General features: G+C 42.7%; 17 protein-coding genes. 11 read left to right on the top strand and 6 right to left on the bottom strand.

What is annotated here, in order from left to right; genetic code table 11:
* Window positions 1-217: 217 nt before the first annotated feature.
* The 3 genes from F3I09_RS11610 to F3I09_RS11600 all read right to left on the bottom strand — a co-directional run bounded on the left by F3I09_RS11610 (window position 218) and on the right by F3I09_RS11600 (window position 2859).
* Window positions 218-898, bottom strand: coding sequence for a response regulator transcription factor (locus tag F3I09_RS11610; RefSeq protein ID WP_149695190.1), 681 nt, complete (start codon window positions 896-898; stop codon window positions 218-220).
* The gene (locus F3I09_RS11605) at window positions 895-1716 is read right to left on the bottom strand and encodes a sensor histidine kinase (RefSeq protein ID WP_149695189.1); all 822 of its coding nucleotides are present in this window, start codon (window positions 1714-1716) and stop codon (window positions 895-897) included. Before F3I09_RS11605 ends, F3I09_RS11610 begins: the two co-directional genes overlap by 4 nt.
* Before the next feature lie 672 nt (window positions 1717-2388).
* Window positions 2389-2859, bottom strand: coding sequence for a hypothetical protein (locus tag F3I09_RS11600; protein ID WP_149695188.1), 471 nt, complete (start codon window positions 2857-2859; stop codon window positions 2389-2391).
* A 242-nt stretch (window positions 2860-3101) separates the two neighbouring features.
* Between F3I09_RS11600 and F3I09_RS11595 the strand changes: the two genes are divergently transcribed.
* The 7 genes from F3I09_RS11595 to F3I09_RS11565 all read left to right on the top strand — a co-directional run bounded on the left by F3I09_RS11595 (window position 3102) and on the right by F3I09_RS11565 (window position 8573).
* Window positions 3102-4043, top strand: a complete 942-nt coding sequence (locus F3I09_RS11595; RefSeq protein WP_149695187.1) for a caspase family protein — start codon at window positions 3102-3104, stop codon at window positions 4041-4043.
* Between the two features lie 26 nt (window positions 4044-4069).
* Entirely contained in the window at window positions 4070-5197 is a 1128-nt protein-coding gene (locus F3I09_RS11590; RefSeq protein WP_149695186.1) for an SUMF1/EgtB/PvdO family nonheme iron enzyme, read from the top strand.
* Window positions 5198-5211: 14 nt separating this feature from the next.
* The gene (locus F3I09_RS11585; RefSeq protein ID WP_149695185.1) at window positions 5212-5544 is read left to right on the top strand and encodes a YegP family protein; all 333 of its coding nucleotides are present in this window, start codon (window positions 5212-5214) and stop codon (window positions 5542-5544) included.
* Window positions 5545-5628: 84 nt separating this feature from the next.
* On the top strand, window positions 5629-6033 hold the full coding sequence (locus F3I09_RS11580; protein WP_149695184.1) for a TerB family tellurite resistance protein: 405 nt from the start codon (window positions 5629-5631) through the stop codon (window positions 6031-6033).
* A gap of 3 nt (window positions 6034-6036) precedes the next feature.
* Entirely contained in the window at window positions 6037-7278 is a 1242-nt protein-coding gene (locus F3I09_RS11575) for a hypothetical protein (protein WP_149695183.1), read from the top strand.
* On the top strand, window positions 7275-8183 hold the full coding sequence (locus F3I09_RS11570; protein WP_149695182.1) for a hypothetical protein: 909 nt from the start codon (window positions 7275-7277) through the stop codon (window positions 8181-8183). Before F3I09_RS11575 ends, F3I09_RS11570 begins: the two co-directional genes overlap by 4 nt.
* Window positions 8184-8282: 99 nt before the next feature.
* A complete protein-coding gene (locus tag F3I09_RS11565) occupies window positions 8283-8573 on the top strand; it encodes a hypothetical protein (RefSeq protein WP_149695181.1) in 291 nt (96 codons plus the stop codon).
* Here F3I09_RS11565 and F3I09_RS11560 read toward each other — a convergent pair.
* On the bottom strand, window positions 8555-9271 hold the full coding sequence (locus F3I09_RS11560) for a Crp/Fnr family transcriptional regulator (RefSeq protein WP_149695180.1): 717 nt from the start codon (window positions 9269-9271) through the stop codon (window positions 8555-8557). The two genes, F3I09_RS11565 and F3I09_RS11560, sit on opposite strands and share 19 nt — an antisense overlap.
* An 88-nt stretch (window positions 9272-9359) precedes the next feature.
* Here F3I09_RS11560 and F3I09_RS11555 point away from each other — a divergent pair, with 88 nt between their 5' ends.
* The 4 genes from F3I09_RS11555 (at window position 9360) to F3I09_RS11540 (ending at window position 12982) form a co-directional block, all read left to right on the top strand.
* The gene (locus F3I09_RS11555) at window positions 9360-9764 is read left to right on the top strand and encodes a glycine cleavage system protein H (protein WP_149695179.1); all 405 of its coding nucleotides are present in this window, start codon (window positions 9360-9362) and stop codon (window positions 9762-9764) included.
* Window positions 9765-9773: 9 nt separating this feature from the next.
* Window positions 9774-10370: a methyltransferase gene (locus F3I09_RS11550; RefSeq protein ID WP_149695178.1), complete on the top strand. Its 597-nt coding sequence runs from the start codon at window positions 9774-9776 to the stop codon at window positions 10368-10370.
* Between the two features lie 31 nt (window positions 10371-10401).
* Complete coding sequence (locus F3I09_RS11545; protein ID WP_149695177.1) at window positions 10402-12078, top strand: SulP family inorganic anion transporter; 1677 nt, start codon at window positions 10402-10404, stop codon at window positions 12076-12078.
* Window positions 12079-12274: 196 nt separating this feature from the next.
* A complete protein-coding gene (locus F3I09_RS11540) occupies window positions 12275-12982 on the top strand; it encodes a Crp/Fnr family transcriptional regulator (protein ID WP_149695176.1) in 708 nt (235 codons plus the stop codon).
* 16 nt (window positions 12983-12998) lie between these two features.
* On the opposite strand, the gene F3I09_RS11535 is transcribed toward F3I09_RS11540, so the two are convergent.
* The gene (locus F3I09_RS11535) at window positions 12999-13604 is read right to left on the bottom strand and encodes a class I SAM-dependent methyltransferase (protein WP_149695175.1); all 606 of its coding nucleotides are present in this window, start codon (window positions 13602-13604) and stop codon (window positions 12999-13001) included.
* A 541-nt stretch (window positions 13605-14145) separates the two neighbouring features.
* Window positions 14146-14571 (bottom strand): ADP-ribosylation/crystallin J1, encoded by a 426-nt coding sequence (locus F3I09_RS11530; protein ID WP_149695174.1) that lies wholly within the window; start codon window positions 14569-14571, stop codon window positions 14146-14148.
* Window positions 14572-14580 lie beyond the last annotated feature (9 nt).

Here is a 14580-nt window from a genome sequence, read left to right as displayed (position 1 = left end):
ATAGGAAAAGGGGATTGAAGTTTATCTAAGAAGTAAACGTTTGCTTCGGTTTGCCAATCGATTGCATCTAATGTTAAATTAGTGAGTTTCTAATGAAAAGCAAATTTTTTAATTCGGTAAATGATTGCTATATTCTATAATGAGTCCCCGGAGATGTAATATGTTTATCCGATACCGTGCTGGAGATTGAGTAGTGTCCTGGTTAAAATATATTGGTCTACAGTTGCACGATGCCATGTTTCACGGCATAAAGCGCCAGCATCACCCTGTTCTTTACTTTCAGGCGTTGAAAGAGCGCTTCACGGTAGCCATCAATGGTCTTAGGACTCAGGCTCATTTTCTCGGCAATCTGCTGATAAGTCAGCTCTGAAGCAACGAGCTTAATGAATTCTCTTTCGTTTTCTGACAGATATACAGTGTCTTTATTTTTGCTCATTGTGCCATTTAAATTGTGATTCATAACTTGGGTTGCAGTATCAGAATAATAAAAGCCATTATTGGCAATGGTTTCCAATGCGCGGTGCATGTCTTCGACTTCGATGTCTTTGGATAGATATCCTTTTACACCCAGTCGTAACATGCGTATGATCGCCTCATCCGATTCCACCATGGATATAACCAATACCTTTACCGAAGGATGTGTGCGTTGTAACCACTCCACCGCTTCAAACCCATTCATATCCGGCATATCTATATCCATCAGAATAATATCGGGAAATGGCACCTGTTTCATCTTTTCCTGGAGTTCATATCCATTGTCTGCTTCAAAGAGGATATTATATTTGTTTTGTATGTCACCCAGATTAATGAGTTTGATCAGCCCTTTTCGGAAAAGATTGTGGTCATCAACAATGGCAATATTCAGTGTGTGCTGTGTTGTTGAGGTGAGGTTCTTCATATAACAAGGGATTTAAGTATTTCGGGATGTGGAATGTTTATTGACACTAAGGTACCTTCTCCTTCCCGACTGGCAATATTAAATTCCGCGTTGATAAGGGCCGCTCTTTTACGGATATTCAGCAGTCCGGTACTTTGTTTCTCCCCGCTTTGTTTTAAGGCATCCTCTACATTAAATCCGGATCCATCATCTGCTATCGTCAGGGCAAATCGATCAGGAGAGAATGTGAGGGAGGTGGAGACCTTTGATGCCCTCGCATACTTTACTACATTGTTTAATACCTCCTGACACAGACGGAAGAGAATGATTTCATGCTCCGGGAGCATCCGGTATTCTTCGCCGGATTTGGCAATGATTACCTCATATTTTTTCGTTTTAGCAAGTCGGCTTAACTCATTGTCCAACGCTTTTACAAAGCCAATGTGTATGATATGATCTGTATTCAGATTGGCGCTTAGCGCCTTTAATTCACTCATCAACTGCTTGGCCAGCGACTTTGTTTCAATAATGTTTTCACGCTGTTCCGCCGGACTTTGAGGCAGTATCTCAGAAAGATTTATATTGATCAGCGACACGAGATGGCTGAAATTAGCATGTAATTCTTTGGAAATATGATCAAGGGTTTGCTCCTGGATCGCGAGTTTCGACTGAAGCAGGGTCTGATTAAATGTTTCACGTATTTCTATTATCTCCTGTTGATGTCGGAATCTTTTTCGCTGATAGAGGAACAGAAAATAGATAATAGCAATGCTAAGGCAAAGAACAATACCGGTGGAAATTATAATCGTTAGTGCGGTTGCGAGAGTTGAGGTTTGCATAAAAAGCTTATTAAATAACAGGTGCACATTAATAAATTGAACGTATCATTGATTGGCAGGAACACTAAAGATAAATTAGATTGCTGCATGTTCAGGAATCCCAACATTATCAGAAATGGGAGGGATACTGCGTGGTATATAAATATTCCCAACGTCATCCAAACCAATGGTTCTTTATGTAACACAATTATTCTGGTTTCCTGTAATAACTGTTTAAAATAAAAAAGGCATAGAATAATGATAGGAATGTGAGCAAAGATCACGCTATATGTATTATACTGAAATGGTCCCTGAATGAACAGGTAATCCAGTATGCCGAATGATACCAGCATGAGCGCCACAGGTGGGATGATCCTTTTTATCCGCGCGGCGTCCAGGATAAAGTAAAAGACAGCCAACAAAATTCCAAGGCGGATAGTGATAAAGAGATTATAGATCCAGAAGTTATTTTTTGAATAATCCCAGAAAAACATCTTGTGTATATACAACCGCCAAAAGAATGCCGCTAGTTCGGTTAACAGTGATACTATTACTAATATCGAAAGTAACTGATATGGCTTAGGCCATTTTTGCCGGAAAGTCTTCAGGCTAAAAATGGCGCTAAGCAATAATGGAATAAGAAATAGGTATTCATATTTTAGTAGACGCTGCATTTACTCAATTTACTGAATGTTATTCATAATTACTGTCGTCGCAGCGCGGGGGACATGGTAGTCCCAGGTTGAAATCTTTTACATCTTCAGTAGGGTCGTCTCCGGGAAATAAAATGATCTCTTTGGGGAGGGATGATCTTTCCGAAAAATTTGATTCTTTTTCCAACACCACATTGTGGTGGATGGTGGTGTTACCTATCGCCTTTTCCCTGGTAACATTGAACAACAAACATAACTGGCCTGCATACTGGTGGCCATCCTCGTAGGTGCCAAAGTTGATCCTTATGCCGTCTCCCCCGGCAAAGTCAATTTCTTCCAGCAACTTTACGAAATGCTCTTTCGAATACCAGACAGACTTCGTGTCTGGCTTACCTAATGCCTGACTTAAAACATTGTGTTTCTGATTTTGGAACCGGGTGATACGGTCAGCAGTTGTTTTTTGGCCCACATAGAAAAAGGGAAGGGGCTTTACTGTTACATGGTGTTGCATAATTGGAGTTTTAAAAAATAGGTGGAGTAGGAATTTTTACCACTGCGAAACTATGGCTTCAGTAGCTTACAAAATTCAGCTCATGTCAAATACAGGAAAAATCCTCCCCGCAGAAAAGGGGTTTATCCGGTAATGAGGAAAAAAGGGGATTTTTCCCCCTCCTTACAGGTTTTTTCCTTCATAAGGCTTTGTAACCTTTGTGTTGTCAAACAGAGATTGTTCTTATCCTCAATTTATTCCACATGAGAAAAGCATTGGTTGTCGGCATCGACGAATATCCGGGCGGCGCTAAGTTAAAAGGGTGTGTAAATGATGCAATGGAAGTGGCCGGGCTATTAGACACAAACGCTGATGGATCCCCCAATTTTGACGTGATGGTCAGCAATAATGTAAAGACCAGGTCTGTCCTCAAATCCCTCGTACTCGACCTTTTCAAAGGTGATGATGAAATCAGCCTTTTCTATTTTTCGGGCCACGGATATGTTACAGACATTGGCGGCTATATTGTAACGCCCGATTTCAGCCGTCATGATGAAGGTATTTCAATGGACGAAATACTGAGTGTCGCCAGCCTTTCTGCCGCAAGACACAAGATTGTGATCCTTGATTGCTGCCACGCAGGAGCTATGGGGGCTACCACAATACCCGGCAATAGTGCGGCTTTCCTGAAAGAGGGCGTTATTATACTGGCTTCAAGCCGTAGCACTGAATTGTCTGTGGAAGCATCGGGCCAGGGCGTATTTACCAGTTTACTCATTGACGCATTGAAAGGTGGTGCAGCTGATATTGGAGGAGAAGTAACACCCGGCAATATTTACAGCTATATTGACAAAGCCCTTGGCGGTTGGAAACAACGCCCGGTTTTTAAGGCCAATATAGTACGTACCATCAGCCTGCGTAAAGTAAAACCTCTGGTCGCCTTATCTGAACTGAGAAAACTGACGGAATACTTTCAGCATGCTGATAGCGAGTATCCACTTGATCCAAGTTATGAATATACCGCTGAAGCCCCCGACACCGATAATATCAACACATTTAAGATCCTGCGGAGAATGCAGCTGATAGGTTTGGTTGAACCTGTAGGGGAAGAATATATGTATTGGGCCGCTATCAATAAGAAAAGTTGCCGTCTCACCTCAATGGGGACCTATTATTGGAAGTTACTCACAGATAAAAGAATATAACTCCAATAACATGTAAAATTCCTTTAATGAGAAAGCTGTTTAAGTATGATGTAGCTATCTCCGTTGCCGAAGAAAATAGAGATATAGCAGAGCAAATCGTCGCAGCATTAAAGAAGAGGAGAATACCTCATTATTATTATGAAAATGACGTTGCTGGTAGCTGGGGAGAATATATAATGAATCTCACAAAGGATGCTTACGGCAAACATGCCAGGTACATTTTGCTGATCACCAGCAGGTTCTATGTGGAGAAATACTGGTCTGGCGTGGAATTGCAGGTAGCTGTTTCAAATTTCGTAACGGGGCGACCACGTGTACTACAACTGAGACTGGATGATACTCCTGTAGACAGTATTTCGAAGCATCAGGTATATCTTGAATGGAAAAATAATCCGGAAGAGATTGCCGGGATTCTTAAAGAGAAAATTAAACGGCAGAAACACGCAGCGTTACGTAGAAAGCTCCCGCTTTTCATATGTATTGCGATTTTGATTATTACCGCAGTGATAAGCTATTACATATCCTGGCTACCCGGAAGACACCGGTGGCCTCCTTTGCCTCCTCCCCAAGCGGAAAAGGTATTGATCACAGGTATGTCCATCTTACCGGAAAATGGGAGAAATACTCAAAAGAACATAGACTCTTTTTACATCAGCAACACCGAAGTAACTCTAGCCCAATACAGGAAATTTTGCGAAAGTCAGCAGAAAAGTTTTCCGCCACAACCTCCTTCATCTGATGAGAATGGTCCCGTAAGGAACGTAACATGGTATGAAGCACTCGAATACTGTAAATGGGTGCAGGGGCGGCTTCCCACTGAAGCGGAATGGGAGTATGCTGCCAGTGCAGGTCTGGCTGTCAGGTACAGCGGTAGTAATAATGCAGGAAAGGTCGCTGTCTATAACAAACAAAAACCCCTGAAGGTAGCCTCTAAAGAACCGAATGCATTTAAGCTTTATGACATGACCGGTAATGTAGCAGAGTGGTGCGACAATTGGTCTGATTCTACCCTCTCATGGAAAGCAGTAAGAGGTGGTTCCTACAACAGTAAAATTAATCCCGTGAACGAATTAGACCTGACCTACCGTACTAAAGAACATCCCGACATCCGGAACCCCTACATCGGTTTTAGGGTTGCCTGGAATAGCCACTAATAAAATCAAGCAACATGGAAAATCCCAAATTCGAGCTTTTCAAAAGCTCCGCTAACAGCCAGTACTATTTTCACCTGAAAGCTGGCAATGGAAAAATCACCCTCAGTAGTGAAGGGTATATCGCTAAGCAGTCCTGTAAAGACGGTATTACCTCTGTCAAACAAAATGCCACGGATGAGCAACGCTATGAGCGTAGGCAGAACAACAGTTACACGTTTGTGCTGAAAGCCCGTAACGGAGAGGTTATTGGCCGTAGCCAGAGCTATACTTCTGCTGAAAGCCGTGATGCCGGTATTGAATCTGTGAAGGGAGATGCACCCAGCGCAGATGTTGATGACCTGAGTTAAGATCAGCGGGGAACGATAGTGACTGTTCGTTCCCCTTTCTATCCTTTCTGGTTAACAAGTTACCTAACTCAAATCCAAATAAACATGTCCTTAACACCTGAACTCAAAACTCATTTCCTCAATCTCTATCATATGGCCCTTGCCGATTCACGGGTCGATATAAGAGAACTGGAAACGATTTATCGCATCGGAGAGGCGAGAGGCGTCAGCCGGTCTGACATTGATACTTTGTTATTACAACCCGGTCCTGCCAGTTTCTCTGCTCCTGAAACTGTACTGGAGAAGATAGACTGCCTGTACGATCTCTGTCTCATTGCATGGGCAGACGGCGTGTTGGATCAGGACGAAAAACAAACACTCGAGCTTTACTGCTCACGGTTTGGTTTCCGGGATGAAAACATTACCCCCATCTGTGAATTCCTGTTGGATGAGGCATTCAAAAACACTCCGAAACAACAAGTATTATCCACTGTATCTCAAAACCTCTGATTTATGGGTATTCTGAAAATCACCAAAGAACTTTTTGCCGTAAAAGAGCCGCCCCCGGCTCCGGCTAACCCGGTAGAAGAAAAGAAAGAGAAACTCAGCTACCAGGATTATGGCCTGTACCAGGCGCATATGCTGGGTGGCAGCATGCCCGGATTAAGGGTCTGTCTGCAAAAGGTATATTTTGATTTCAAAGAACGGATAAAGGACGATTTCGATAAACAGGAAGAATTGAAAAGACCCGTAAGAGTCAAACTTGAAGAATATAAAGGCGACATCGAACGATGGAGTAATAAAGTAAAAAAGATCCGCGAGGAAGACCTGCCCCGGCTGAAACAGAAAATTGAAACACTAAAAGAAGAAAAATCGCATATACGGAAGAACCCACAGGAGATCATCGGAGACCAGGCAGGTAAGCCCAGTTTCTATATTGGCAGCATTATCCTGATCTTCCTTACGGTATACCTTTTTGTATTTTATAGTTCAGCCTCTTACTCGGCTTTCTTCAAAGAATTTTCCTTAAACCAGATCGGCGTGGCGAACTCCATTTTTGACGCGCAGGCACTATCAAAAGCAGTCAGTGATGGTGTTACTGAACTGGTACTTATCCTGACTATCCCTTTCGTATTTATGGGATTGGGCTACCTTATTCATAAAATACAGGAAGAAAAAGGATACGTAAAGTATGTTAAGATTGCCTTTCTGATATTTGTTACATTCCTCTTCGATTCCTTTCTTGCCTATGATATTACTGAGAAAATATACAATATAAAGAAGGATAACAGCTTCGGAGACGTACCGCCATTCTCAATTCCGCTGGCTATCGGATCAATTAATTTCTGGCTGATCATCTTTGCCGGATTTATCGTCTACATCATCTGGGGATTTGTATTTGATTTTGTGCTGGATGCTTTCAGTAAGATCGACAAAGTAAAAGTAGCCCTGAAAGAAAAAGATCAGCAGATTGAAGATACTACCAAATTCATCGCTGAGCTGAATGTGGATATTGATAAAATGAGTCATCAGATAGATAATGCGAAAACGCAGATAAAAAAGCTGAATGAAACACTCCACAGTGTTATCATACCCAGGGAATTTGAATTGGAAGCTTTTAGCTTTATGTCGGGGTGGCTGGCCTGGATGAAAGGAAACGGAAAGAATCCTACAGAGCTTGAGGCAGCAGAATCTATCGTACATGAATTTGTCAATGTTGCCATTTACAATTACCCCAAAATGAATAACGGATGAAATACTCATTTTTTTTAGCGGTGTTCCTGCTATGGAGCTGCAAATCAGATACGGCACCGTCTGCAGAAAAGTATGCTAATACAGCGAATACTACTCCGGTCACAAAAAAAGACAAACAGATTAATCTGACAATATTGCTGGATCTGTCGGATCGCATTGACCCTCTGAAGAATCCTGCTAAGCCCGGGCATTTCGAAAGAGATAGTGCATTGATCAGTTATCTTTCGGAATATTTTATCAGCCAGATGAAAACGAAAGGTACTTATATGGCTAAAGGAAAGATGCGGGTAGTATTCCATCCTAATCCTCCTGACCCTGCTATTAGCCAGGCAGCAACAAAGTTGAGCGTCGACTTATCAAAGATGGATGTGAAACAAAAGAAAGTCGTTTACGAAACACTAAAGCAGACAGTCTCAGAAAATGTTAGCAATATCTACAATGCAACTATCAGGCAGTCATTATGGCCCGGCTCAGATATCTGGCGCTTTTTCAAAAATGATGTAAAGGAAATTGCTGTTGATCCGGATTCCAGCTATCGTAACCTGCTCGTCATTTTCACAGATGGATATATCTATCACGCCGACTCAAAAGATAATGATAAAAATCGTTACGCATATATCCTTCCTGAGTTGTTCGATAAATATAGGCTTCGAAATGACAACAACTGGTCGAAAAAGATGGACGACCTGGATTTGGGTCTGATCAGCAAAAGGTCCGACCTGGACCAACTGGATGTGTTAGTGTTGGAAATAACACCTTCTGAGAAATACAAAAACGATGAAGACATCATTCGTAAAATAATGGACAAATGGTTTTCGGAAATGAAAGTCAGGAAATGGAAAATTATTAACAGCGATCTGTTCGAATTTACAAAACAGAAGATCGAAGGTTTTCTGCGGGAATAAATACACTCTCCCTGGATCTTATTTTAACAAACAGCTCGCTAGAATGAATTTTAGACGGGATACCATCCTATTTTTTATACTGTTCAAACAGCACGCCATATGAAACTGGTGAATATTCTTGATACTTACGATACTGCTTTACTGGATCAATTATCCGCCGACAAGGTAGATGAGGCAATCAGTTTAAGATTACCTCAATCAGTCGTTGTTCAGGAGATTGTCTCAGCATTAAGCTCTCAATCTTACATCTCTGATAAGATCCTGTATGCCAGGCCTCCGGCTTTCGCCATATTGAACCTCATCCTGCAATCACCATCTTTTATGGTGGAAATTGAAGGATTCCGTACCAGAGTATTCTTCGGCATGTTATATCATCCGGGAATACCATAACCCGATAACCTGACCAGCTCCTTTACATCCGTGATCCAGATCTTTCTTCCCTGCGAATTCAAAATGCCGGCGGCTTTGAATTCTGTGAGGATCCTGACAATATTTTCCGTGCCCGTGCCTACCATATTGGCGAGGTCACTGCGGGAAAGATTGATCACTATTTCTTCTCCGGGTAATGTTTCTGCTTTGAATTTTTCGCGTAACACAATTAACGCGATTGCCAGCCTTTCTTTCACGGAACGGTGCGCAAATACAGAAATACTATTCGTCAGCACAGTAAATTCATGACTGAGCGCTTTCAGCAGTCTCCGGGGTAGTACGCTGGATCTTTCCAGTACAGCTGTAAAATCTTCTTTGGGAATAAATGAAATGACACTTTCTTCTAATGTGGCGGCAGAATCGAAGTAACGTTCATCCGCCAGGATAGCATGGTAACCGATCAGTTCTCCGGTATTGGCCACATATATAATTTGCTCGCGGCCGGTCTGGTCCACCCGGTATTTTTTAACTTTCCCCTTTTTGATAAAGAATATACCGGAAGCCACGGCTCCTTCCCTGAAGATGACCTCTCCCTTACCATATCGCTGTTCCTGCATATGGGAATAGAGATCAGCATGCTCATCCTCTGGCAGATTATTTAAAATGGAGTGGGATTTAAAATTCCATTTATCAATAGGAAACAGACCCGCTAAACTCATAGACCCGTGTGATTAAAAGTGATCTTTTGCAGCTTTTTAATTGAAAAGTATCAGTGAAATCAAATGGGATCAAAGGTACCTTCGCAGCATGAAAATATCAACTGTTTCTCGTCCGAGGATTAATTTTACCAGCAGTCATGAGTGGATTGATTTTAATGGTACTGTTGGGTTCGTAGGTATTTCAGCACATAGATTGAAAGGAATTAAGAATATAGTTAATATAAAATGGTATAACCCTAAAGGCACTGTTGAAAAAGGCGCTGTTATTGCTGAAATTCATACGGGCGATCAGATTATTCCGGTATGTGCTCCCCTTAGCTGTAAATACCTTGGACGGAATCAGAAATTATCCGGAGATCTGAACCTCATACTGGAAAGTCCCCAGGACAGCGGATGGTTATTCTTTGTAACTCCCCTAAAGATCTATAACCACGAGCCGCTGCTATCTCCGGATCACTATCAGAAACTGATACGCACCAAAGTTACCAATTGATTACAGACTATGGGAAATGCAATAATGAGACCAACATGGTTCCTGACCGACGCCTCATTTGACTGGCTATATCCGGAAAGGATCCAGCAAATGTCAAGAAGACACTGGACTCCGCTGGGCATCGCAAAAAAAGCCGCTGGCTTTTTGGCGGCAGAAGAAGGAAAGAATATTCTCGATATAGGAAGTGGTGTCGGCAAATTTACGCTCATTGGCGCCCATTATTATCCCCTGTCGGCTTTTTACGGTGTGGAGCAAAGAAGCGAACTACATCATTATGCGCTGGCCGCAAAAGAATATACAAAGACGGAGAATGCAGCATTCATAAACCTGAATTTCACACAGGTAGATCTTGCTGCATATGATCACTTTTACTTTTACAATGCTTTCTTTGAGAACTTAGATACCAAAGACAGGATAGATCATCAGATTGAATATTCTGACAGCCTGTATCAATATTATTCCCGTTACCTGTACAAGGAACTGGACAAGAAACCTGCCGGAACCAGACTGGTAACTTTCCATAGTCTTGAAGATGAGGTGCCGCCCGGTTACCAGCTGGTAGATGCCTCTAAAGATTTCCTGTTGAAAATGTGGATGAAAAGGTAATAGTTTGGAGTTTATGTTTTAAGCTTTTTCTATGTTCACGCCTAAACTACTGGAAACATTAAAGGGATATACCCGTAAACAATTTGTAAAGGATCTTCTTGCAGGAGTCATTGTTGGTATTGTAGCCTTGCCGCTGGCCATCGCTTTTGCGATAGCCTCCGGTGTACCACCGGAAAGAGGGCTTTACACTGCAGTTATAGCAGGGTTTATTATCTCAGCTTTCGGTGGCAGTAGGGTGCAGATAGGCGGTCCTACAGGTGCTTTCATTGTGATTGTATACGGCATTATACAACAGTATGGGCTGAATGGGCTGATAATAGCCACTCTTATGGCGGGCGTCATCCTTATTATAATGGGTATTGCGCGTTTAGGTTCTTTGATAAAATTTATACCGTATTCGCTGATAGTAGGATTTACCAGTGGAATTGCACTTGTGATCTTTTCTTCGCAGATGAAAGATTTTTTTGGTCTGGCCATTGTAAACGTGCCTGCTGGTTTTATTGAAAAATGGATAGTATACGGGCATCATATCCCATCCGTTAATTACTACGCGTTGGCTGTTGCTGCCTTTACTACAGGTGCTGTTTTTCTATGGCCTAAAGTCACCCACAAGATACCCGGCTCATTGATCGCCATCATCCTGACGACATTGGCGACTGTGATATTTCATTTGCCTGTGGATACAATTGGCAGCAGGTTCGGGGGAGTGCCAGATTCGCTGCCATACCCATCCCTGCCTCATCTTGATGTTGGGACTATCAGACTATTGATACAACCTGCTTTTACAATCGCATTACTCGGTAGTATCGAATCATTGCTCTCTGCCGTTGTTGCTGACGGGATGATAGGTGGCAAACATAAAAGTAATATGGAACTGATCGCTCAGGGAGCTGCGAATATATTTTCTTCAATATTTGGCGGTATTCCCGCTACCGGAGCTATTGCGAGGACGGCCACCAATATCAGGAACGGAGGACGCACACCTGTTGCAGGTATGATCCACGCGTTGACGTTACTGCTGATCATGCTTTTTGTCGGTAAATGGGCCGCCCTGATACCAATGGCCACCCTGGCCGGGATACTTGTGGTGGTTACCTACAACATGAGCGAATGGGAGAATTTTGTGGCTATAATAAAAGGCCCCAGGGGAGACGCCGCTGTGTTGGTAGTGACCTTTCTGCTTACTGTAATGGTAGATCTGACAGTAGCAATAGAGATCGGGATGATATTGTCTGTGTTCCTGTTCATGCGGAAGATGGCCTTATTTAGCAACGTGAGTATTATTACCCGGCAATTCGACAGCGATAAAACAAACGGAGCGCCTTTAGCTATATCCAATTTTGCCATACCCGAGGGGGTAGAAGTGTTTGAAATAACAGGCCCGTTTTTCTTCGGCGCTGCATATAAGTTTAAAGACGCCAGCAAAATCATTGAAAACAGGCCTCAGGTGCTGATTATCAGGATGAGGGAGGTGCCTGTTATTGATGCTACCGGCATCCAGGTGCTTAAAGACGTAATTCGTGATATGCAGCATCGAGGAACAAAACTCATATTGTCAGAAGTGACAACAAAGGAAGTATATGAAGAGCTGAGAAAAGCCCGGTTGTTGTTTGGTGTTGGGAAGGCCAATGTGGTAGACACTTTCATTAAGGCAATTGCAAGAAGTGAAACAATATTAGCAGACAGGCGGGGAAAACATATTATGTAGTCAATTATCAGAAACCAGCCTTTATCATCTACTTCGATAAGTACATATTCGAAAGTTAGACAAGGAAGATATGGCGTTTGTGAATAGCATAGCGCTATCTCTAACTTGAACAATAGGAGAGAGGGAGTACTTCTGTGCTCCCTTAACTCATTTATCCCATCCGCACGCTTGCTTTTAAAATAGTAACTTGTGCATTATGAGTATCCGGGATAAGTTTCCAATTGATAAATGGGATTTTAAAAGTGAGTCCATCCTGGTGGACCTGCCTCCGGCTGTGTATGAGATGCTGACAGCCCACATGAGTGAGCAGGTCTATAAGAAAAATGAACTGCTGTTCAGGGAAGGTGCTTATCCTTCCGGTATATTTTACATCACGCAAGGCAAGGTCAAAAAATATAAAGTAGACAAGGAAGGCAAAGAACAGATCATTTACATCGCCAATACAGGACAACTGATCGGGTATCATGCTATCTTATCAGAAGAGAGGTACCCCGACTCCGCCACGGTGATAGAAGAAAGCACGATCGCCTTTATTCCTAAGGAAGATTTTCTGAATACCCTCGACCAGTCTCCCTTGCTCAACAACAGGCTGCTCAAAACCCTAAGCCACGAATTTGCGGTGCTGGCCAACAGTCTGACGATGTTTGCCCGGAAAACAGTACGGGAAAGACTGGCGCTGCAATTGATCATTATCCGTGAAAAATACAAGGTAAATTATGTGGAAGGCATGCCCATAGAAATAAACATCAGCCGTGAAGACCTGGCCAGTCTGGTAGGTACCGCACGGGAAAATGTTGTAAGGGTGCTGACTGAATTTAAAGAGAATAATATACTGGAAACAAAAGGCAGAAAGATCATTATAAAAGACGTCAATCAACTGATTGCAATAGCGAACTATAAATAGCCCTTATTTGACGTTATCAGCGCTTTACCCACATTTTCAGTAGGAAATCGACTGTGGCATCCACCAGTTGATAACTAGGGGGTATTTCGTCTTCCAGGCTATGAAATGTCACTAAGCGGGTGCCGCTGGGTTTACTGTCCAATCCTTTGAACATATACCGGGCATAGTAGTTGTACAGGCTCGTGGAGTACTCTATCTGCTGATCAATTTGCCCGTCCTCCACTAAATTTTCAAAAAAGGCATTGTAAAAATAAAAATGATCGAAGTCCTCAAAATTTATCTGTGTAAAGTTGCCATGGATAAACTCAACATTTTTTGCTTCCGTTAAATCCTTAGCTGCACGGGCAAAATGATATAGTTCTTTTCGTTGTTCTACGCCATAGAATCTGGCTTCCGGGAAATGATATCCGCCGATAAGACAAAACTTGCCAACACCGCTGCCGATGTCGAGGATCCTTTTCCCTTCTCCCGTAGCCAGGAACCCGGCCGATCTTTTGGCTACCTCCATTGGTGTCCAGTGTTGCATGGATAGTTTCTGAATTCTTTGCGGATATAACCAGTCAAATGCGGCATCACTCACGTACCAGGACGATGCAGATGTAATATTTCTAATATTTCCCATGTTGGCGCTTAGTCACAATTAAAGATATTTCATCCGCCTGCGAATGAAACATCATTTGGCGCCACAAAGTTAGTAGTGGATGACTTCGTTTGGACTGATACTTTTCAATAAAAAAGCTGCAAAATGTCACTCTTTGACCTCCTGGCAGGAGCATGTGAGTTGCATGTGAGTTGCATATGATCAGGATGTTCCTCCGTTCTTCCTCCGTTCTTCCTCCGTTTTTAACGGAAGAAGAACGGAGGAATGACGGAGGAACATCCTGATCATATCCTGGACAATACCTGTTCTGAACGGGGGACGTCCAAAGGACATCAGATGACACGAAAGGCCTTTATCACGAGATAAGAGGCTTTAATATACATTCTTTAAAACTGCGTCTGGCTCTTTCCTGACATTGCATCGTAAGCGGCGGAAAACCGCTTTGAATGTTGCCCTGTGATGGCATTGTGCAATGCAGGACGCATAGTGAAATCATTTTATAAACGCTCAAAATAACTGAAAAATGAACTGTTTATTACTTCTCTTACTGATAATGCCTTTTTTACTGCTGGAGTGCCTGGCTGTTGGAAATAATCATTTCAGCCAGTACCGGGTCTTCAGGTTTGACAAACTTTTCCCCCAGGAAGGCTTTCACAACCTCAATTTTCCCCTGGATATGCTGATTGAAAGCTTCCAGATCTTCTGCCGGAACCCAGAGTTCATCATGACCAGTACTGCCCACATTTTGCGGCTCATATTTCTCAACAAAGGCACTGTCGATCCTGAACCGGGTAACAATACCGCAAAATCCCGACGCTTCGTCATGCGTATTCCATTCAAACGCGATCTGTTCCGCATATGCCTGATTAAGCACCGGGTAAAAAATGGGCTGCCAGGAAAGTCTTGGAGGGAAACTTTTAAAATCAGCGGCGGCTATCAACAAGAATTCTTTCAATCCTATAGGACGATAAAGGGTGGTCGTTTCCATATAGTTGCA

Source organism: Chitinophaga sp. CF418 (assembly GCF_900142925.1).
Taxonomy (GTDB): Bacteria; Bacteroidota; Bacteroidia; order Chitinophagales; family Chitinophagaceae; genus Chitinophaga.
The sequence above is the reverse complement of the archived record's forward strand: the minus strand, read 5'-3'. Positions and strand labels throughout refer to the sequence as shown.